This window comes from Intrasporangium sp. (assembly GCF_032907665.1).
GTDB lineage: Bacteria > Actinomycetota > Actinomycetes > Actinomycetales > Dermatophilaceae > Intrasporangium.
This window is the reverse complement of record NZ_JAJJPG010000039.1, coordinates 1-19,469: the sequence shown is the minus strand read 5'-3', so window position 1 is coordinate 19,469 and position 19,469 is coordinate 1. Positions and strand designations below refer to the sequence as shown.

Annotated in this window: 18 protein-coding genes; 13 read left to right on the top strand and 5 right to left on the bottom strand. The window is 71.4% G+C overall.

Annotation, left to right across the window (positions count from 1 at the left end; genetic code table 11):
* Window positions 1-120 precede the first annotated feature (120 nt).
* On the bottom strand, window positions 121-732 hold the full coding sequence (locus LOY02_RS08185) for a TetR family transcriptional regulator (RefSeq protein WP_317181853.1): 612 nt from the start codon (window positions 730-732) through the stop codon (window positions 121-123).
* Between the two features lie 91 nt (window positions 733-823).
* On the opposite strand from LOY02_RS08185, the gene LOY02_RS08180 reads away from it, so the two are divergent.
* The 6 genes from LOY02_RS08180 to LOY02_RS08155 all read left to right on the top strand — a co-directional run bounded on the left by LOY02_RS08180 (window position 824) and on the right by LOY02_RS08155 (window position 7,442).
* A complete protein-coding gene (locus LOY02_RS08180; protein ID WP_317181852.1) occupies window positions 824-1,915 on the top strand; it encodes an ABC transporter permease in 1,092 nt (363 codons plus the stop codon).
* Window positions 1,916-2,065: 150 nt separating this feature from the next.
* Window positions 2,066-3,214, top strand: a complete 1,149-nt coding sequence (locus tag LOY02_RS08175) for an acyl-CoA dehydrogenase family protein (protein WP_317181851.1) — start codon at window positions 2,066-2,068, stop codon at window positions 3,212-3,214.
* Entirely contained in the window at window positions 3,214-4,278 is a 1,065-nt protein-coding gene (locus tag LOY02_RS08170; protein ID WP_317181850.1) for an acyl-CoA dehydrogenase family protein, read from the top strand. The genes LOY02_RS08175 and LOY02_RS08170 overlap by 1 nt, the downstream gene beginning before the upstream one ends.
* Window positions 4,279-4,374: 96 nt before the next feature.
* On the top strand, window positions 4,375-5,145 hold the full coding sequence (locus LOY02_RS08165; RefSeq protein WP_317181849.1) for an enoyl-CoA hydratase-related protein: 771 nt from the start codon (window positions 4,375-4,377) through the stop codon (window positions 5,143-5,145).
* 142 nt (window positions 5,146-5,287) lie between these two features.
* Window positions 5,288-6,487, top strand: coding sequence for an MFS transporter (locus tag LOY02_RS08160; RefSeq protein ID WP_317181848.1), 1,200 nt, complete (start codon window positions 5,288-5,290; stop codon window positions 6,485-6,487).
* 211 nt (window positions 6,488-6,698) lie between these two features.
* Window positions 6,699-7,442: a GAF and ANTAR domain-containing protein gene (locus LOY02_RS08155; protein WP_317181847.1), complete on the top strand. Its 744-nt coding sequence runs from the start codon at window positions 6,699-6,701 to the stop codon at window positions 7,440-7,442.
* A gap of 5 nt (window positions 7,443-7,447) precedes the next feature.
* Here LOY02_RS08155 and LOY02_RS08150 read toward each other — a convergent pair whose 3' ends face one another.
* Complete coding sequence (locus tag LOY02_RS08150; protein ID WP_317181846.1) at window positions 7,448-8,254, bottom strand: sigma-70 family RNA polymerase sigma factor; 807 nt, start codon at window positions 8,252-8,254, stop codon at window positions 7,448-7,450.
* Window positions 8,255-8,348: 94 nt separating this feature from the next.
* Window positions 8,349-9,224: a maleylpyruvate isomerase family mycothiol-dependent enzyme gene (locus tag LOY02_RS08145; RefSeq protein WP_317181845.1), complete on the bottom strand. Its 876-nt coding sequence runs from the start codon at window positions 9,222-9,224 to the stop codon at window positions 8,349-8,351.
* 26 nt (window positions 9,225-9,250) lie between these two features.
* Here LOY02_RS08145 and LOY02_RS08140 point away from each other — a divergent pair, with 26 nt between their 5' ends.
* From LOY02_RS08140 to LOY02_RS08110, 7 genes are all read left to right on the top strand, one after another.
* Window positions 9,251-11,311, top strand: a complete 2,061-nt coding sequence (locus tag LOY02_RS08140) for a cytochrome c oxidase assembly protein (RefSeq protein WP_317181844.1) — start codon at window positions 9,251-9,253, stop codon at window positions 11,309-11,311.
* A 205-nt stretch (window positions 11,312-11,516) separates the two neighbouring features.
* Entirely contained in the window at window positions 11,517-11,702 is a 186-nt protein-coding gene (locus LOY02_RS08135) for a DUF6767 domain-containing protein (protein WP_317181843.1), read from the top strand.
* Between the two features lie 45 nt (window positions 11,703-11,747).
* Window positions 11,748-12,608 carry a carbon-nitrogen family hydrolase gene (locus LOY02_RS08130; protein WP_317181842.1) on the top strand — a complete coding sequence of 287 codons (861 nt, stop codon included), beginning with the start codon at window positions 11,748-11,750 and terminating at the stop codon, window positions 12,606-12,608.
* Complete coding sequence (locus LOY02_RS08125) at window positions 12,605-14,479, top strand: NHL domain-containing thioredoxin family protein (RefSeq protein ID WP_317181841.1); 1,875 nt, start codon at window positions 12,605-12,607, stop codon at window positions 14,477-14,479. Before LOY02_RS08130 ends, LOY02_RS08125 begins: the two co-directional genes overlap by 4 nt.
* A gap of 2 nt (window positions 14,480-14,481) precedes the next feature.
* A complete protein-coding gene (locus tag LOY02_RS08120; RefSeq protein WP_317181840.1) occupies window positions 14,482-15,339 on the top strand; it encodes a hypothetical protein in 858 nt (285 codons plus the stop codon).
* Window positions 15,340-15,386: 47 nt separating this feature from the next.
* Window positions 15,387-15,680 carry a DUF6458 family protein gene (locus tag LOY02_RS08115; RefSeq protein ID WP_317181839.1) on the top strand — a complete coding sequence of 98 codons (294 nt, stop codon included), beginning with the start codon at window positions 15,387-15,389 and terminating at the stop codon, window positions 15,678-15,680.
* A gap of 89 nt (window positions 15,681-15,769) precedes the next feature.
* Window positions 15,770-17,248, top strand: a complete 1,479-nt coding sequence (locus tag LOY02_RS08110; protein ID WP_317181838.1) for an acyltransferase — start codon at window positions 15,770-15,772, stop codon at window positions 17,246-17,248.
* On the opposite strand, the gene LOY02_RS08105 is transcribed toward LOY02_RS08110, so the two are convergent.
* On the bottom strand, window positions 17,249-18,271 hold the full coding sequence (locus tag LOY02_RS08105; RefSeq protein ID WP_317181837.1) for a GNAT family N-acetyltransferase: 1,023 nt from the start codon (window positions 18,269-18,271) through the stop codon (window positions 17,249-17,251).
* Between the two features lie 206 nt (window positions 18,272-18,477).
* Window positions 18,478-19,469 (bottom strand): acyl-CoA dehydrogenase (locus LOY02_RS08100; RefSeq protein WP_317181836.1); only part of this gene is annotated, 992 nt, incomplete at its 5' end.

The following is a 19,469-nucleotide window of genomic DNA, read 5'->3' as shown; positions in this document are numbered from 1 at the left end:
CCGCCCCGCGGCGATCCGCAACACGCCCGGAAATGCGCAACTCCTCGCTGATATTTCAGGTGGGGTTGCGCGTTGCCGGGCGTGTTGCGTCAGCGGTGAGGGGGCGGGGCGCGCGATCGCTCAGGACGTGCGGGTCGGGCCTGGCGCGAGGTCGCCGGTGAGATAGCGCTGGATCGTCGGGCCGACGTGGGCGGCCACCTCGTCCACACTCATGCTCGCGAGGGGCTCGATCCCGACCACCCTGCGACCCATGGCGAGACCGACGATCTGCGTGGCGGCGAGGGCGGCGCGCTCACGGGCATCGGGTCGGTCGAGGTGACGGGCGTAGCCCTCGATGATGACGTTGTCGATGAAGTCCCGAACGACGTCATGGGCCGCTCCCTCGGTCATGGCAGACCGCATCAGCCCGAGCAGTGCCGGGCCGACGACCGGGTCGTCGAGGATGGTGGCGACGGTCCGGACGATCCGCTCCCCGATGCCGTCGAGCCCCTGGGCGAACACCTCGTCGATCTTCTCGTGCGGGTCGATGGGCAGCTCCAGGGACGCCGCGAAGAGCCCGTCCTTGTTGCCGAAGTAGTAGGGCACGAGGGCGACGTCGACCCCGGCGCCGTCCGCAACCGCCCGCATCGTCGTGCCCTTGAACCCGCGACTGGCGAAGAGTGCCCTGGCCGCGGCGAGGATGTCACCGCGCACGTCGGCCCGGTCAGCGCGGGGGCCGGGGCGGCGGGACATGGGCCTATCCTATCCGGGTTTCATCAGGCGTTGAAACTTTGGGGACATCGCTCTAAAGTGTGATTTCAACAACCGTTGAAGGGAGCCCGTCATGACATCCGGAAGGACCCACGGCACCTCAGCCGCTGAGGCCGCACCCACCCCTGCCAGCCCGGCCAGCCCTGCCAGCCCAGCCACCCCGGTGGGTCCGGAGCGCGGCACGGCGCGAGCCGGCGTGGATCACGTCCCTCCCGGCGGGGCGGCAGGAGTGATCCTCGCCCTCACGATCCTCATCGGTCTCGTTCTCACGGCCTTCGCGCTACCGGCGGTGAACAGCGAGCCGCGCGGCGTCCCCATCGGGGTCGCTGGACCGGCGCCCGTTGTCGAGCAACTGTCGGGAGCGCTGGCGGCCCAGGCGTCCGAGGCCTTCGACGTGAGCGCCTTCCCCGATGAGGCCGGTCTCGCGGAGGCCATCCGCGACCGCGAGGTCTACGGCGGTATCGCGGTCGGGCCGAGCGGGCCCACCATGCTCACCGCGCCGGCTGCGAGCCCTGCTGTCGCCCAAGGGCTCTCGTCCCTGGCGGCTCAGCTCGGGCAGCAGCAGGGCCAGGCCGTACCGGTCACGGAGGTTGTCTCGCTACCGCCCGACGACAGCCGAGGTGCCGGGCTGGCAACGGCTCTGTTGCCTCTCTTCATCGGCGCCATCGCTCCGGTCCTCGCCATGAACCGCGTCGTGCGAGGAGCGTGGGCGCAGCTCGCCGGCGTGCTGTCGGCCGCCGTCGTCCTCGGTGCCGCCCTCGCCGGGCTGCTGCACTGGTACGGCGTGTTCGAGGGCAACTGGCTGCTCGAAGCCGCCGCCATGGCCGCCGTCATCGCCGCGATGTCAGCGCCCCTGCTCGGCCTGCTCCTCGTCGCCGGTCTCCCCGGCCTCGGCCTGGGAGCCGCCGTGTTCCTCCTCGTCGGCAACCCGCTGTCCGGTCTCGCGACTGCTCCCGAGTTCCTCGCGGAGCCCTGGCGCACGATCGGCGCGTGGCTGCCGCCGGGTGCCGGCGGTCAGCTGCTGCGCAGCTCGGCCTATTTCGACGGGGCCGGTGCCGTCCCGCACCTCGTCGTGCTCGGTGCCTGGCTCGTCGTCGGCGTGCTGCTCGTCGCCCTCAGTGCCCGGACCATCGGCGCAGGCGCGCGCCACCCAGCGACCGCCTGACGACGGAACGACACGCGACCCTCGACGGCGGGCCTGAGCGCCGACCCCACCCTCTGCCGTCCGTGGACCCGGCCCGCCCGGAGTGGCGCGGACGTGGCACGCTGGGCCTGCCGTCCGAAGGGCGAGCGGACGCACACGAGGGAGTGAGACATGAGTCGGCAGCTGGTTCCTCCGGTCGTGGCAGAGGGTGCGGCCCTGACCGAGCTGCGGCTCGAGGTGCGCGACTTCCTCGACGGACAGATCGCCTCCGGGCGCTTCGTCCCGCACGTGGACACCTGGCTGACCCGCTGGGACCGCGACTTCACCCGCGAGCTGGCCCGGCGCGGCTGGCTCGGCATGGTCATCCCCACGAGGTACGGCGGACAGGGCCGGACCCACCTCGAGCGGTTCGTCGTCACGGAGGAGCTGCTCGTCGTCGGTGCCCCGGTGGCGGCGCACTGGGTCGCCGAGCGGCAGATCGGGCCGACGCTGCTGCGGTTCGGCACGGAGGAGCAGAAGCAGGCGTTCCTGCCCCGGATCAGCCGGGGTGAGGTCGTCTTCGGTATCGGGATGAGCGAGCCCGACTCCGGCTCTGACCTCGCCAGCGTCCGCACTCGAGGTGAACGGGTCGACGGCGGGTGGCGGCTGACGGGCACCAAGGTGTGGACGTCGGGGGCGCACGAGGCCGACGCGTTCTTCGCGCTCGCCCGAACGGAGCCGCTCGACCCCGCGCACCGTCATGCCGGGCTGAGCCAGTTCATCGTCGATCTGCGTGCACCGGGCGTCGACATCCGCCCGATCATCTCCATGGGTGGCGACCACCACTTCAACGAGGTCCACCTCGACGGGGTGTTCATCCCGGACGACCGGGTCCTCGGCAACCTCGGCGACGGCTGGAGCCAGGTCACCTCCGAGCTGGGCTTCGAGCGCAGCGGCCCGGAGCGGTTCCTCTCGACGTTCCAGCTGCTCGCCGCCGCCGCGCAGGCCATGGAGGACGGGGGGCTGCCGCTGGACCACGGCCTCGGCCGCCAGGTCGCCCGGCTCGCCGGCCTGCACCAGATGTCCCTGGCGGTCTCGACGGCGCTCGAGGCCGAGGCCCGCGCCGACACCGCCGCTGCGGTCGTGAAGGTCCTCGGCACGACCACCGAGGGCGACATCGTCGACTACGTCGACCTCCTCACCGCGAGCGGATGGGTCGAGGACGAGGAGCTCTACGCCCTGCTGCGCGCCGCGATCCTCCAGCGTCCCGGCTTCACGCTCAGGGGCGGCACCAACGAGATCCTGCGGGGCGTCATTGCCCGAGGGCTGGGGATGCGCTGATGCCTGACCGCAGCGACGCTCTCCTCGTGCACTCGACGACGCCCGACGCAGACCTGCTCTCGATGCTGGAGGGCCTCTTCGACGACTACCGCTCCAGGCGGCCCACCCCCACGGAAGAGGTCACCTTCGATGCCGGGCTCTGGGCGCAGCTGGACGAGCTCGGCCTGACCCGCCTCACCGCCTCGGAGGAGAGCGGTGGCAGCGGCGCCACCTGGGTCGAGGGCGCGGCCCTGCTCGGGCTCGCGGCCGCCGCAGGAGCGCCCGTCCCGCTCGCCGAGCACGGGGTCCTGGGCGCGTGGCTCCTCGAGGAGGCCGGCCTGCCCAACGACGGGGCACTGCGGACCGTATGCCGCCCGGACCCTTCGGGCCGGGCGCTGAACGTCACCTACGGCCGGGACGCGTCCGCTGTCGTGGCCCTCTGGGAGGACGGCCAGAGGTGGCGGGTCGCCGACGTGCCGGTCGAGCGGATCGAGCTCACTGAGGGCCGCAACTTCGCCGGGGAACCCTGCGAGACGGTGCAGTTCGACCTCGCCGATCTGGTGTCGGCTCCGGTCGTGGACGACTCCGTCGGCCAGCAGTTCCACATCCGTGGCGCACTGGCTCGCTCCGCCCAGGTCTGCGGCGCGATGGAGCGCGTCCTCGAGCTCGTCCTCGCCCATGCCAGGGAGCGCGAGCAGTTCGGCCGGCCCATCGGCCGGTTCCAGGCGGTCCAGCACCTCGTCGCCGACATCGCGACGGAGTCCTCCCTGGCCCGGGCCGCCACCGACGCCGCAGTGGCGCGCGCCGCCGCCTCGAGCTGGCAGGACCCCGGCATGCTCTTCACCGTGGGCGTCGCCAAGTCCTGCGTCGGCCACGCCGCGTCGGTCGTCGTCCGCGGCGCCCACCAGGTGCTCGGCGCCATCGGGACCACGCTGGAGCACGAGCTGCATGTGCTCACCAAACCGATCCTCGTCCGACGCAGCGAGTACGGCTCGGTCCAGGAATGGGACGAGACCCTCGCCGAGCTCGCCGCGTCCGCCGGGCGAGAGCGGCTCTGGCCGCTCATCCTCACCGGACGACGCTGACGGTCCCGCCGACCACCAGGAGCCGACCGGGAGTGGGCCGGAGTCGACGGGGGTCGCACGGGGCGCCGCGCCCATCCACGCAACGAAGGAGAGACCATGAGTGAAGTCACCTACGCCGTCGCCGACGGAGTCGCGACCATCACGCTCGCGGCCCCCGAGCGGCGCAACGCCCTCTCGGTCGAGATGTCGCGGCAGCTCATCGAGGCGGCGCGTTCCGCCGATGGCGACGCCGCAGTGGGGGCGATCGTCGTCACGGGTGGTCCGCACTTCTGCGCCGGGGCCGTCCGCGCGGTGCTCGCCGACACCGGGCGCGACCCGGTCGAGGACACTGCGTACCGCAACCTCGAGACCGTGTACCGCGCCTTCACGACGATCGGCGAGGCGGGGGTGCCGACCATTGCAGCGGTCCGTGGCGCCGCCGTCGGGGCCGGCCTCAACCTGGCGCTCGCCACCGACCTGCGCATCGTCTCCCGCACGGCGCGGTTGCTTCCCGGCTTCGCCCAGATCGGGATCCACCCGGGCGGTGGCCACTTCACCCTCCTCAACCGGGTGGCCGGCCGCGAGGCGGCTGCCGCGATGGGCCTCTTCGGCGAGGAGGTCGACGGGGAGCGCGCCGTCGCCCTGGGACTGGCCTGGGCTGCCCACGACGACGCGGACGTCGAGCGTGAGGCCCACGCCATCGCCGCACGCGTCGCCGGGGATCCAGAGCTGGCCCGCCGCCTCGTCCGCAGCTTCCGGCGCGAGACTGCGCCCGGTGGCGTGGCCTGGGACGTCGCCGTCGAGCTCGAGCGCTCCCCCCAGATGTGGTCGCTGCGGCGCAAGCACGGTCCCACTGGGGGTGCCGCCACCGCCGACGCCGCGGTGTGACAGCCCCGACCATCTGAGGCATCCCGCGCCCCGGCGTGCCACTATGGCTCCGGCCAGCGGGCAGCAGGCCCCGACAGCCAACCCATCCAGCCAACCCATCCGTCGCCCCGACCGGCCCTCCACCCGACCTCCAGGATCGCTCGTGCTCTCGTCCTACCGACCTCTCTTCGAGGTGCCGGGGGCCCGCACCTTCATCATCGGGGGGATGACGGCGCGGTCGGCCGGAGCGATGTTCGCCGTGGCCACCGTCGCCATGGTCGCCTCCCGCCGGGGCTCCTACGAGCTCGCGGGCGCCGTGATGGCGACCGGCCTCGTGGCCCTGGCGGTGGCAGCACCGATCAGCGGGCGGCTCGTCGACCGCTACGGCCAGCGCCGCGTCGCCATCCCCTTCTTCATCTGGTCCGGATTCTGGGCCAGCCTGACGATGATCGCGTCGTGGCGGGGATGGCCGTCCTGGGTCCTCTTCGTGACCTTCCCGTTCAGCGCCGTCATCCCGAACCTCGGCACCATGGCGCGCGCCCGGTGGTCGCACATCTTCGCGCACGACCCACGCGGCCTGCACACGGCGATGTCCTTCGAGCAGGTCATGGAGGAGGTCACGTTCGTCATCGGGCCCGTCCTCGCGATCTGGCTGTCGACGTCGCTCTTCCCGGAGGCCGGCTTCCTCTTCGCGACGGTCTGCTACGCGGTCGGGGTGCTCATCTTCGTGTCGGCCCGCTCGACCGAGCCCCCGGTCGTGCCGCATGACGAACGCCCGGGCGGACACGCCTTCCAGACCCCGGGGCTCGTCCCGCTGGCCTTCATCATGGTGATGACCGGGGCGATCTTCGGGACCAACGAGGTCGTCACGCTGGCGGTCGCCGAGGACGCCGGACACCGCAACGCCGCCGGCGCGATCCTCGCCCTGTATGCGGCCGGGTCCGCGGTGTCCGGCCTCGTCTTCGGTCAGGTCTCACACGGGCGCAACCTGCTCAAGCTGCTCATCGTCGGCACCTTCGGGATGATGGTCCTCGAGGCACCTGTCCTCCTCGCCGGGAACCTCTGGGTCCTGGCCGGAGTCATGGTGTTCGCCGGCGTCGCGACCGCCCCGACGCTCATCACGACGATGAACCTCATCGAGCGCATCGTCCCGCGCGCCCAGATCAACGAGGGCATGACGATCGTCCTCACCGGCCTCATCATCGGGATCGCGACCGGTTCCGCCATCTCGGGCGCGGTGGTCGACAGGGTCGGCGAACGCCAGGGCTACTGGGTCGCGATCCTCGCGGGGAGCGCGGCATTTCTCATGGCCCTCGGGACTCGTGCCTTCCTCTCCCGACGGGAGATGCACAACCTTCGGTAGACCCGGGGGGCTGGGAGGTCACGTGCGGCAGGTGCCGGCTCAGCGGCATACGGCTGCCGTATGCCGCTGAGCCGGGCGCGCGACCTCCCGTGTCCCGGGTGCCCGGCCACGAGGGAGCGGGGGCGCACAGCCGCGCCGTTCGTGGAAGGATGGCGCCAGTGAGCCATGGCTGAGTGCCCTGGTGGCGGTCGGCCTCGATCCTAGGACGCGCATGACCCACCCTCTGCCGCACGACGACGCCACGCGAGAGATCTTCGTGCGGCTCTCCGGGCTCATCTACGCCGGTGCCGACGAGCGCGCCATCCACCAGTCGATCGTCGACGCAGCCGCGCGACTCATCGACGGGTGCGAGCGGGCCTCCCTCATGCTCCGGCAGCGGGACCGCTTCTTCACGGCCGCAGCCACCGACGACATCGCTCGCCGGGTGGACGAGATCGAGACCGAGGTCCGGGAGGGACCGTGCTACGACGCCATCGTCGACGAGGGCTACCAGCACGACCCCGACCTCACGTCGGGGGCGAGCCCGTGGCCGAGATTCACCGAGCGCATCGTCGCGGAGACCCCGGTCCGCTCCGCCATCGGCTACCGCCTCTACCTCGACGGCGACAAGGTCGGGGCACTCAACCTCTTCGCCGACGCGCCCGGTGTCCTGACCAAGCGGGCCGCGGACCAGGGGGCCGTGGTGGCCTCCTTCGCGTCGGTGGCGCTCATGGCGATCCGCGCCCGGGAGGAGGCGGAGAGTCTCCGGCTCGGCCTGCGCAGCAACCGAGAGATCGGCAAGGCCGTGGGCCTGCTCATGGCGGCGCACCACATCGGTGCGGACGAGGCCTTCGAGCTGCTCCGGCGCACGTCGCAGGAGCTCAACATGAAGCTCGCCCACGTTGCCGAGCAGGTCGTGCGGGGGCAGGAGGACCAGTTCGGCGGGGCTGCGCCGGGGGATCCGGCCCGGCCGTGAGCAGGTCACGTCGGCCGGACGCCTCCTGACTCGAGCTCGTCCCGAAGCATCGCGAGTGTCCGCCGAAGCGCCCGGCTGACCTGCATGGGGCTCATGCCGAAGGCCTTCGCGATCTCGACCTGGCTCAGCCCCACGTCGAAGCGAAGGGCGACCATGGCCCGTTCCCTCGATGGGAGCCGGTCGAGGGCCGCTCGGACGACGATGGCGTCCTCGACCGTGAGGCCGGGCGCATGACTGCGTGACTCCACGCACTGCCTCGACTCCGGGTGCGGTCCGCCCGCCGACGAGGCGTCGAGTGAGGCCGGTCGGAGGTTCTCCGTGGCGACGAGAGCCTCACGGACCTCCAGGACCGTGAGCCCCAGCTCGGCGCCGAGCTCGTTCTCGCTGGGCTCCCGGCCCAGGATCTGGAGGAGCCGGGCCCGCGCCGTGGTGACGGCGTGCCTTCGCTCCTGGAGCTCGCGGGGCGGACGCACGAGCCACCCGTGGTCCCGGAAGTACCGCCGCAGCTCGCCGGTGATCGTCGGCGTCGCGAAGGCGCCGAACTCGGTGTCCTGTGCGAGGTCGAAGCGGTACACCGCCTTGAGCAGCGCGAGGAAGGCGACCTGCTCGAGGTCCTCGCGCTCGAGGCCCCGTCCGGCATAGCGGCGAGCAAGGGCACGCGCGAGCGGCATGTGGAGACGCGCGGCTTCGTCGAGAGCGGAGCGGCGCTGGCGGGCGCTCGGAGAGGTGAGGAACGTCGCGATCAGCTCACGGGTGCGGGCGTCGGTGCGAGGTTCAGCGGGGGTGCCGGGTGGCCCCGTCGGGTCGGGCAACAGTGCTCCAGGCAGGGACGAAGCGATGCGGCACTGGCTTCACCGACGACCAGACCGTAAGTGGTCCCCGTCGGGTTTGGCAAGGCGAGCCGACTCAGGCCCGGGGCGCAGGCGAGAGGACCTCGAGCGCGTCGAGCAGCCGGCGCCCGGCCTCAGCGTCGCCCGTGATCGTGTGGTGGATCTCTTCTGTCGTGCGACGACCGGCGGCGCGGCGGGTCAGTGCCTCCGTCGTCAGCTGCACCGTCGTCACGTCAGACGGCTCGTCTCCCTCGGGACGGTCCTGCCCGCTGAAGAGCTCCTCGCCCCGTCGGTTCCCGTGCTCGTCCTCGAGGACCCGGGCGCCGCCCCTGGCGAGGACCGGGCCGGTGACGTCGAGGACCACGGCGTGACCGGGCTCGATGCCGGCCTCACCGGCCGCGATGGCTGGGATGGCGTCGATGATGACCGACGTGAGGACTGCTGCGGCAGGCGAATCCAGGTCCCCGGGCCGGTCGAGGGCGGTCCGGATGTCCTGCTCGTGGACCCACGTCTCGGTGATCTGCGCCCGGAGCTGGTCGCCGAAGGTGGTCCGTGAGCCGAAGAAGCCCGCGATCTCGGTGTCGAGGTGCACCTCGAGACTCCGCAGCTGCGACATCCGGTGCTGGTGGAAGTCCGCCAGCTCGGAGATGACGCTGCGACCGGTCCACTGGCGACGCGCAGCGACCTCGACGTCGACGAGCCGCTCGAACTGGTTGCGGACCTCGGCCTGCCTCGCCGGTCCCATCGGCTCGCGTGGAAGCGCCGCGAACGCCTTCTCTGAGGCGACGACCCTGACGACATGGTCCTTCACGGTCCACCCCGGGCACTCAGTCGGCTTGTCGAAGTCCTCCTCCCGGCAAGCCCAACCCAGGTCGACGATCGCCTGGACCACCTGGTCGAAGGCGTCGAGCAGGCCGCCTTGGTCGTCTGGGGCGGCCGGGTGCTGAGGCATGCCCCCAGACTACTTAGGCTTGGGACATGCCCTCGCCTGTCCATCACGCCGCAGCTGTTCGATCTGCGGCACCGTGGGCGGTGACCGTCGTCCTCGTCGCCGGGCTCGGCGCCAGTGTGCTGGCCGCCGCCTTCAGCGGCGCAGCTGCGCCCCTGCCCAGCGGCCTGTCCGATGCCGGACCGGTCGTTCGGTGGTCGCTTCCGCTCGTGCGGGTGGTCCACGACGTCTCCGCCGCGCTCACGGTAGGGGCCCTCCTGCTCGCGGCGACGATGATCCCCGGCAAGACCCGGAAGGCCTCGTCGGGCCTCGACGAGCCGCGCCGGGCAGGCGCGTACCGAATCGCCACAGCGGCTGGCTTCGTCTGGGCGAGCGCCGGCGTCGTCGGCGTCATCTTCACCTTCGCCGACGCTTCGGGACTGCCGCTCGACCACCCGGCCTTCGCGTCGGAGCTGGTCAACTCGGTGTGGGTGATCGACACCCTTCGGGTGGGGCTCATCTCGGCGATGGCGGCCTTCGTGGTCGCCTCCGGCGCGTCCCTCGCCCGGGCGCGCTCGACCGGAGTGGCCCTCACGGTCGTGGCGCTCTTCGGCATCGCCGTGCTCGGCCTGGCCGGCCACGCAGGGGGGTCGGCCGACCACGAGACGGCCGTCAACGCGCTGGCCGTCCACCTGCTCGGAGCCACTCTCTGGACCGGAGGCCTGCTCGCCCTCATCGTGCTGAGAACCCGCCTCGGCGATGCCCTCCCCGTGGTCGTCCGGCGCTACTCCACGGTTGCCCTCGTTGCCTTCACGGCGCTGGGTGTCTCGGGCGTCATGGCGGCGTCGACGCGGTTCGCCACCCCCTCGGACCTCACCACGCCCTACGGGATCCTCGTGCTGCTCAAGGTCGCGGCCCTGGCGGCGCTCGGCGTCGCGGGCTGGTGGCACCGCAAGGTGACCATCAGGGCGCTGGACCGCGAGGCCGCAGGGTCGCGCCCGGGTCGCGCCTTCCTTCGACTCGCGCTTGGCGAGGTCGTGGTCATGGGGTTCACCTTCGGCATCGCGACCGCCCTCGCCCGGACCGAGCCACCGGTGCCCGAGACCGTGACCGACCCGAGCCCGGCACTCGCGCTGACCGGCTTTCCCGCACCGCCGGAGCCGACGGCGCTGTCCTGGGTGACCGCGTGGCGGATCGAGTGGCTCTTCCTCGGGGTCGCGCTGCTCGCCATCGGCCTCTACATCGCCGGCATCGTCCGCCTCGCTCGTCGCGGCGACCGCTGGCCGGTGCTCCGCACGGTCAACTGGGTGCTCGGCTGGCTCGTCTTCATCTGGGCGACGAACGGTGTGCTCGGCATCTACGGACGAGTGGCCTTCTCGTGGCACATGACCCTGCACATGCTCGAGGCGATGGTCGTGCCGATCCTGCTCGTCCTCGGCGCGCCGGTCACTCTGGCCCTCCGGACGCTGCGCTCCCGATCCGACGGGACCCTGGGTCCGCGTGAGCTCCTCCTCGGCCTCGTCCACTCGCCCTACCTCAAGGTGGTGGGCAACCCGATCTTCGCGGCGGCGTTCTTCTTCATGAGCCTCGTCGTCTTCTACTGGACCGGCCTCTTCGAGCTCGCCCTGACGACCCACACGGGGCACCTCGTGATGACGGCCCACTTTCTCATCGCCGGCTACCTCTTCGCGTGGGTCCTCGTCGGCGCCGACCCCGGGCCGCCGAAGTGGAGTCCGGCCCTGCGGCTCATCGTCCTCTTCGCGACGATTGCCTTCCACGCCTTCTTCGGGGTGTCGATGATCAGTGGCACGACGCTGCTCGCCCCGGACTTCTTCACGACGATCGACCTCGCGTGGATCGAGGACCCGCTCGCGGACCAGCGCAACGGGGGCGCGGTCGCCTGGGCCATCGGAGAGCTTCCCGCCCTGTTCCTCGCCCTGCTCGTCGCCACCCAGTGGTTCCGTGCCGACAAGGCCGAGGGCGTGCGACGTGACCGCCATGCCGACCGCGACGGCGACGCCGAGCTCGCCGCCTACAACGAGCACCTCGCGCGTCTCGCCCGGCACGACCCCCCCGGCCCCACCCCGGAGTCGAGTGGCCCCAAACGCTGACCAGGCCCACCCCCCAACTCGAGTGGCCCCGGTTTCCACACGCACGCGGGTCTGTGCCTGTGGAGGACGGGGCCACTCGAGTAGGGGCGGGGCGGGGAGCGAGCCCAGCGGCATACGGACCTGTGGATCTTGGGGCCACTCGAGTCAGGGAGCGCCATTTTCGCGTTCAACTACTACGAGACGTAGGATTGTTCGGGAGGTGGCGATGGCCGAGAAACCGACACCGAAGTGTCCGATCCGTATCGGGGATCCGTGCAGTCTCTGCTTCCCCGGAGCCACCGGCCCGCAGGACTGCGGCCTGGTCTACCTCGTCCAGTCGGACCCCGAGCTGCGGGACCAGCTCGCCGACAAGCGCCGCGAGGGCCGGTCCCGGCGGGCCGCCGCCAGCTGACGTGGCAGCCCACCGCGACCCCGCGCGGTGTGTGAGAGTTGGGTCATGAAGGTAGCCGTCATCCAGCTCGCCTACGGCGACGGGGAGACCGTGACCGACCGCACGGCCCGCGTCGTCGACCTCGTCCGCGCGCAGGCAGGACACGACCTGGTCGTCCTGCCCGAGCTGTGGCCGGCCGGCGGTTTCGACTACCGCGCCTGGGACGACCGGGCCGAGTCCATCGACGGGCCGATCGCGCAGTCGCTCGCTGCCGCCGCGCGGGACGCCGGGGTCACCCTGCACGGCGGGAGCATCGTGGAGCGGGCCGAGCCCACCAGCGCGGACGGCCATGGGGTGTGGAACACGTCCCTCGTCTTCTCGCCCGAGGGCGAGCTCGTCGCGACGTACCGCAAGATCCACCGGTTCGGTTTCGGCGAGGGGGAGCCGACGCTCATGGACGCGGGCGACGACCTCGTCGTCGTCGACGTCCCCGTTGCCCCGGTCGCCTCCCAAGGCGAAGAGCCCCTGCCGGACACCACCGGGCGCACCGACGCTGCGAGCTCGGTCGCCGTGGGCCTGTCGACGTGCTACGACCTGCGCTTCCCCGAGCTCTACCGGGCCCTGCTCGACCGCGGGGCAGAGGTCTTCGTCGTGCCCGCCGCCTGGCCGGCGAAGCGCGTCGCACACTGGACGCTCCTCGGCCAGGCGCGCGCCATCGAGAACCAGTGCGTCGTCATCCAGTGCAACACCGCCGGCACCCATGCCGGTCACGAGATGGGCGGGCACTCCCAGGTCGTCGATGCGACGGGCACCGTGCTCGCGACGGCCGGCCATCACGAGGAGGTCCTCAGCGTCGAGTTCGACACGGGTGCCACTCACCAGTGGCGCCAGGCCTTTCCGGTGCTGGCCGATCGGCGACTGCGGTGACGGCGGAGGCGTCCGCCCGGGCCAGGGTCAGGGTCCGGGCCCCCGAGCTCGTCGGTCGTGGGTGGCTCGGCACGGGCGGACGGACCCTGTCGCGTGCTGACCTCCGCGGTCGCGTCCTCGTCCTCGACTTCTGGACGTTCTGCTGTGTGAACTGTCTGCACGTCCTCGACGAGCTGCGCGAGGTCGAGCAGCAGTACCCGGATGCGCTGACCATCGTTGGGGTGCACTCGCCGAAGTTCGAGCACGAGGCTGATCCCGACGCCCTGGCGGCCGCCGTCGAGCGTTACGGCGTCCACCACCCCGTCCTCGACGACCCGGAGCTGGTCACGTGGCGCGCGTATGCCGCACGCGCGTGGCCCACCCTCGTCGTCATCGACCCCGAGGGCTATGTCGTGGCGTCGATGTCGGGTGAGGGCCACGGTCCCGGGCTCGCTGCGCTGGTCGGCGAGCTCATCGACGAACACGCAGCGAAAGGCACCCTCCAGCCGGGTCCGGGCCCCTACGTGCCACCGCCCGACCCGGACACCGCCCTTCGTTTCCCGGGCAAGGTCATCGCTCTCGATGACGGGTCGTTCATCGTCTCGGACACCGCGAACCACCACGTCGTGCACGTCGAGGCAGATCTCGAGACCGAGCGGGCACGGTGGGGAGGCCGGGCCGGCTTCAACGAGCCCCAAGGGGTTCTGCTCGCCCCGCCCAGCGTCCGCGGCGCTCTCGGTCTGGACCTGCTCGTCGCCGACTCGGTGAACCACCAGGTCAAGGGCATCAGGTTCTCGGACAACACCATCCACACCGTCGCCGGCACGGGGCGGCAGCTGCGCGAGCGGTCCGGCGGAGGTCCGGCGCTCACCCAGGACCTGTCGACGCCGTGGGACCTTGCGTGGTGGGACGACCGGCTCATCATCGCCATGGCCGGGACGCACCAGCTGTGGGCCTGGACGCCGGGGGACACCCTCGAGGCGGGCACCGTCGAGGTCGTCGCCGGGACGACCAACGAGGGGTTGCGCGACGGTGAGGCTCGACAGGCCTGGCTGGCGCAACCATCAGGCCTGTCTGCCTCGGCCGACGGCACGCGCCTGTGGATCGCGGACTCGGAGACCTCCGCCCTCCGCTCGGTCACCCGCAGCGCAGCGGGACCCGGAAGTGACGGAACTGTCGTCGTCGAGACCCACGTCGGCACTGGCCTGTTCGACTTCGGCCACCGCGACGGCCCGGTCCACCAGGCCCTCCTGCAGCACCCGCTCGGGGTCACGGAGCTGCCCGACGGTTCCGTCGCCGTCAGCGACACCTACAACGGGGCGATCCGGCGCTACGACCCGGTCACCGGGGACGTCACCACGCTCGCCCGCGACCTGGCCGAGCCGAGCGACGCCGTCGTCGAGCGCGACGCCGAGACCGGGGAGGTCCGCCTCGTCGTCGTCGAGTCCGCCGCGCACCGCCTCACCCGGGTCGCGCTCCCTGCGGAGGCCCAGCGAGTGGACGGTCCGGCCCGCCACACCCAGCGCCCTGCCACCGAGCTCGCGCCCGGCGAGGTCCAGCTCGAGGTCGCCTTCGCGCCGCCACCGGGCCAGAAGCTCGACGACAGGTGGGGTGACCCCACGATGCTCGACGTGTCGGCCTCGCCGGAGGGGCTCCTGCTCGACGGAGGCGGCAGGGCTCGGGGACTGCGTCGCAGGATCACCCTGGCGAGCGGCATACGGTCTGGCACGCTCCACGTGTCGGTTCAGGCCGCTGCCTGTGACGGCGATCCCGAGACGGGGGAGGTGCCCGAGCACGCTGCCTGCCATCTCTTCCAGCAGGACTGGGGCCTCCCCCTCACCATTGTCGACGGAGGTCCCGCCACCCTCACCCTCGACCTGAGAGGAGCCTGACGGTGCGCTCCCTCGTCTCCGGGATCGCGGGACTGCTCGCCGTCGTGCTCCTGCCCGTGGCGCTCCTCGTCGGCTGGGTGTCCTCGGTGGGCACCGACACCGAACAGTTCGTCACCAAGATGCGGCCGGTTGCCTCATCACCGGAGGTCCGCGACGCCCTGACGGACCGGGTCATCGACGCCGTCCAGGGCCAGCTCGGGCTGCCGGACCGGGTGGCCCAGCAGCTCGAACCGCCGTTGCGTGAGCTCGTCGGCACCGTCCTCGCGCGACCCGAGGTCGAGCGCGCCTGGGCGACTGCTCTGCGCGGCGCCCACCGGGAGTTCGTGGCCGTCATGGAGGGTGAGCGGCCGGTGAGCGTCGATGCGACCGGCCGCGTCGTCATGCCGCTGACCATCGAGCTCAGCGGCGCGCAACCGCTCCTCGACCGCTACGGCCTCACGGGCCGCGTCGACCTCTCTCCGCAGGTACCGATCCCGCTCTTCTCCGCCGAGGACCTCGCGACAGCACGCCGGACGTACGCCATCGGGTCCGTGGCCGGTTCCTCCGCGCCGTGGATCGTCGTGGGCCTGGCCGGGATCTCCTTCCTCCTCGCTCGGCGCCGCGTCCGGGCCCTCGCTCTGCTCGGCTTCGGTGGCATCATCGCGGCCGCGGCGTTCGCGGGCGCACTCGTGCTCGGGCGCAACGCAGCGGAGGGCGTCGTCCCCGACCCGATCGGCTCGGCCGTCATCACCTCCGCGTACCACCTCGCGGAGGACAGCCTCATGGCCGAGGCTCGTCTGACCCTCTGGGTGGCGGTCGGCATGCTCGCAGTCGCCCTGATTGCCGGACTCGTGGGTGTGATCCTGGGTCGTCGCGGGTAAGTGTGGACCGAGGCGGGCGCGTGGCCCGCCACGGAGAAGGAGACGACATGGGCATCGGACTCGGAGTCACTTTGCTGGTTCTCGGGGCGATCATGACGTTCACTGGGCTCGATGAGAGCATCCTCAACACAGACCTCGACACCGTCGGCATCATCCTCATGGTCGGTGGCGCCCTCGCCCTCATCATGGGCATCATCCAGAACGCCCAGCGCACTCGGCGTACGACGGTCACCGAGCACCGTGGCGAGCCGGAGGTCGTCGAGCGCCGCCCCGTCGTCGAGCGCCGGGAAGAGGTCGTCGACCGTCGCGACGAGGTGGTCGACCGTCGCGACGAGAGGTGACGAGAGGTACTGATCTCCCGCCGCTCACCGAGGGCGGGTTGAGTGCGCAATCCCGCGCGCTCGACCCGCCTTCGTAGTTCGATGGGGGTGTGACGACTCGCCCGACGAAAGGCCTTGGTGGTTCTGCCGCTGGCCGTGGCGGCCGTGCCGGCCGGGCTGCCCGAGCTGCCGCGGCGACGCCGGCGAGCCGCGACCGCTGGGTCGATGCACTCCGGGCCGGCTCGCTGCTCGTCGTCGTCCTCGGCCACTGGCTGATGATCGGCCTCAGCGCAGACGGTGAGATCACCAACGCGCTCGTGATCGTCCCGAGCCTCCAGCCGCTGACCTGGCTGCTCCAGGTCATGCCGCTGTTCTTCCTTGTCGGCGGTGTCGCCCACTCGTATGCCCTCGACTCGCTGGACCGACGGGTGCCGCCGGGGGTGCCGGGCCGCTACGCAGCGTTCTTCCGGGCGCGCGCGGTGCGGCTGCTTCGCCCGTCGATCGCCTTCCTCGCAGTGTGGGTGGGCCTCGGCGCCATCGCGCACCTCACGGGGCTCACCTCCCGGCCGGGCAGTGAGGGCCGCTTCGCGCGTGATGCGCTGGTTGCGGTGCCGCAGCTGCTGTGGTTCGTCGGGATCTACCTCGGTGCCTGCGCGTTCGCGCCGCTCATGCGCAGGCTGCACGAGCAATGGGGGCCGTATGCCGCTGGGCTCCTGGTCGGGTTCGCTCTCCTCACCGACGTGGTGCGGTTCACGGCGGCGCAGTTCGTCGGCAACCTCAACTTCATCGTCGTCTGGCTCGTGTTCCACCAGCTCGGCTTCCTCTGGCGCGATGGCTGGCTGACGCGGCGGGTGGGGTGGCTGCTCCTCGTCGGCGGGTATGGGGTGATGCTGGTGGCCATCACCGTCGGGCCCTACCCGACGTCCATGGTCGGGCTGCCGGGCGAGGCGATCTCCAACATGGCGCCGCCGACGGTCGCGTTGCTGGCCCAGGGTCTGGGCATCTGCGGACTGGCGGTCATCGCCCGGCCGGTGATGAACCGGGTGCTGTCGCGACCGCGGGCATGGCTCGCCGTCGTGCAGGCCGGCCCCTTCGCGATGACGGCGTTCCTCTGGCACCTCACCGCTCTCATGGTCGTCCTGCTCGGGCTGCGGGCGCTCGGCGTCGAGCAGCCGGCCGTGGCGTCGTGGGCGTGGTGGCTGACGCGTCCCCTGCTCTTCGCCGTGCTCGTGGTGGTCACGGCGGCCGTCGTGGTGCTCTTCGTCCGGTTCGACCGAGGGCCGCGCACGGCAACGAGTGTCCCGGTGGGTCTCCCGCGGCGGGTCGACGTGCTGGCTGCGGTCTCCGCGGCGCTGATCTTCCTTGGGATCCTCATCGTGTCGATCGTCGGGGTCGACGTGCTCGGCAACCGGGCCGTGTTCTTCCTCGTGGGCGATGTCACGCCGCTCGTCGGCTTCGCGGTGCTCGCAGTCGGCATCGGGCTCCTCTTCGCGAGCACGGCCAGCGGAGTGTCCCGCCTGGCCGTCCGCGGTGTCGCGTCCGGCGTGCGCGAGTCGCGTCCGGCCAGCCACCAGCCGGACGCGACGTGATCAGCCGAGCTTGCGCTGGTAGGCCGGGCAGAGCTCGACGACCCGGAAGCCGAGGTCCTCGTTGATGCTGACCATCCACGAGTTGGTGCCGTCGTTGCCCGTGGTGATCAGCTTGCGCTCGGGGAAGTCGGCCTGGAGCCGGCGGAGGTTCTCCACCTTGACTGCCATCCCGAGCCGGCGTCCCCGGTGCTCACGGTGGACATACGTGCCGTACTGCCACACCGTCGAGGGTGCTCCGTGGGGCAGGACGAGGTCGGTGTAGGCGACGACCTCACCGCGCTCACTGACCGCGACAGTCGTGAGGCGAGTGCGCCCCATGTCCCGCTCGAGGCCGAGGTACTCCGCGTAACGCGTCGGGTTGAGCGACTCGGGCTCGAACTCGATGTCGCCCGTGGGCGCGTCGACTCCGAGCTGGTTCATGACGTCGCAGAGGGACGGGCGCAAGGGCGCCGGGACGCCATTGACGTGGGTCTCCAGCCGGTAGTGACCCGCCCACCTCGGCCGGGACTGCGCGTCGAGACCATCGAGGTGGTCGTCCGCGACGGGCAGGTTGAGGTGGCGGACGACCTCGGTGTAGCTCAGTTCGAAACCGTGCCGCTCGACGAACCGGCGGTACCCGTGGGCCGGGTCGTCGACGGGGACCATGAAGTCGGTGAGCAGGGAGCTGCGGCCGGCGGATCGGGCGCGCTCGACCAGCCGGTCCATCAACGCGGAGCCGTGGCCGCGCCGCCGATGCTCGGGGTGGACGTGGAGGTCGAACCAGGCCAGCCAGGTGTTGTCCTCCATCGGCAGGTAGAGGGTCGCGACCCCGGCGACGTCCGCACCGTCCTGCGCGACCCAGATCTCCTTGGGCTCGGCCTTGTCCTCGTGACGCCAGTCGAGGAGGGCCTCGTGGTACGACGTCGGTTCGAACCAGGGTCGGCCGAAGACCCGGCTCGCGACCACGGCCTCGTGGGCCCGGCGCGTCTGGTCGTCATCATGGACGTCCAGCAAGGTCGTCCTCGTGCGAACTGTTGTCCCCATGGGAAAGACGGTAGGGACCCGCGCATCGACCGTGCCACCGAGTTTTCCGGCCGTATGCCGCTGGGCGGGTCGCGACGCCCGCTCGCTCGCGCCGCTCCCCACCCCACCCCCAGCGGGAAGAGGTGAGGTCCACCCCTGCAGCTGCAGGAGTGGACCTCACCGTACCGGGCGGGCGGCCCAGCGGGACTGGGCGGCTCAGGGCCGCGTCAGAACGCAGCCTCGGGGACGTCCATGAGGTCGTTGTCGGTGGCCTCGGTGATGGCGCGCTCCGCGGCGAGCCTCGGCAGGACGTTCTTGGCGTAGAACGACGCTGCCGCGACCTTGCCTCGGTAGAAGTCCGCGTCCTTGCCCGACGCGCCGCCGTCGAGGGCAGCCTTCGCGACCTCGGCCTGGCGGAGCAGGAGCCAACCGACGATGAGGTCGCCGGCCGCGAGGAGCAGTCGAGAGGTGTTCTGGCCGACCTTGTAGAGGTTGGCCGTCTCGCCCCCCATGCGCGGGTCGCTCTTCATCAGGTCGTTGATCATGTGGCCGACCATGCCCTGGACGTCCTCGAGGCCCTTGCCGAGCAGCTCACGCTCGGTGTCGAGCGAGCCGCCGAGGTCCTTGGCGAACTCCTGGATCTGCCCGGCGACGTGCTGCAGGGCCTGGCCCTTGTCGCGGACGATCTTGCGGAAGAAGAAGTCGAGACCCTGGATCGCCGTCGTGCCCTCGTAGAGGGTGTCGATCTTGGCGTCGCGGACGTACTGCTCGACCGGGTAGTCCTGGAGGAAGCCCGACCCGCCGAACGTCTGGAGGGACTCGGTGCCGAGGAGTACCCAGGCCCGCTCGGAGCCGAGGCCCTTGACAATGGGCAGGAGCAGGTCGTTGACGCGGTCGGCGAGGTCGGCCTCCGAGCCCTTCTCGAGCTTGGCTGCCGGGTTGCCGCCCTGGGCCTCGCTGATGAGGTCCTGCTGCGTTGCGGTGTAGATGACGAGTGCGCGCAGCCCCTCGGCATAGGCCTTCTGGAGCATGAGCGAGCGACGGACGTCCGGGTGGTGCGTGATGGTCACGCGCGGCGCCGCCTTGTCGGTCATCTGGGTGAGGTCGGCGCCCTGAACGCGCTCCTTGGCGTACTCGAGCGCGTTGAGATAGCCGGTCGAGAGCGTCGCGATGGCCTTGGTGCCGACGAACATGCGGGCGTTCTCGATGACCTTGAACA

Bases quoted from the DNA above. Each gene is read 5' to 3' on its own strand.
- LOY02_RS08115 (WP_317181839.1), top strand. From the start codon at position 15,387: ATGGGCATCGGACTCGGAGTCACTTTGCTGGTTCTCGGGGCGATCATG.
- LOY02_RS08145 (WP_317181845.1), bottom strand. From the start codon at position 9,224: ATGCCTCAGCACCCGGCCGCCCCAGACGACCAAGGCGGCCTGCTCGAC.
- LOY02_RS08185 (WP_317181853.1), bottom strand. From the start codon at position 732: ATGTCCCGCCGCCCCGGCCCCCGCGCTGACCGGGCCGACGTGCGCGGT.
- LOY02_RS08180 (WP_317181852.1), top strand. From the start codon at position 824: ATGACATCCGGAAGGACCCACGGCACCTCAGCCGCTGAGGCCGCACCC.
- LOY02_RS08170 (WP_317181850.1), top strand. From the start codon at position 3,214: ATGCCTGACCGCAGCGACGCTCTCCTCGTGCACTCGACGACGCCCGAC.
- LOY02_RS08175 (WP_317181851.1), top strand. From the start codon at position 2,066: ATGAGTCGGCAGCTGGTTCCTCCGGTCGTGGCAGAGGGTGCGGCCCTG.
- LOY02_RS08105 (WP_317181837.1), bottom strand. From the start codon at position 18,271: ATGGGGACAACAGTTCGCACGAGGACGACCTTGCTGGACGTCCATGAT.
- LOY02_RS08155 (WP_317181847.1), top strand. From the start codon at position 6,699: ATGACCCACCCTCTGCCGCACGACGACGCCACGCGAGAGATCTTCGTG.
- LOY02_RS08140 (WP_317181844.1), top strand. From the start codon at position 9,251: ATGCCCTCGCCTGTCCATCACGCCGCAGCTGTTCGATCTGCGGCACCG.
- LOY02_RS08135 (WP_317181843.1), top strand. From the start codon at position 11,517: ATGGCCGAGAAACCGACACCGAAGTGTCCGATCCGTATCGGGGATCCG.
- LOY02_RS08165 (WP_317181849.1), top strand. From the start codon at position 4,375: ATGAGTGAAGTCACCTACGCCGTCGCCGACGGAGTCGCGACCATCACG.
- LOY02_RS08130 (WP_317181842.1), top strand. From the start codon at position 11,748: ATGAAGGTAGCCGTCATCCAGCTCGCCTACGGCGACGGGGAGACCGTG.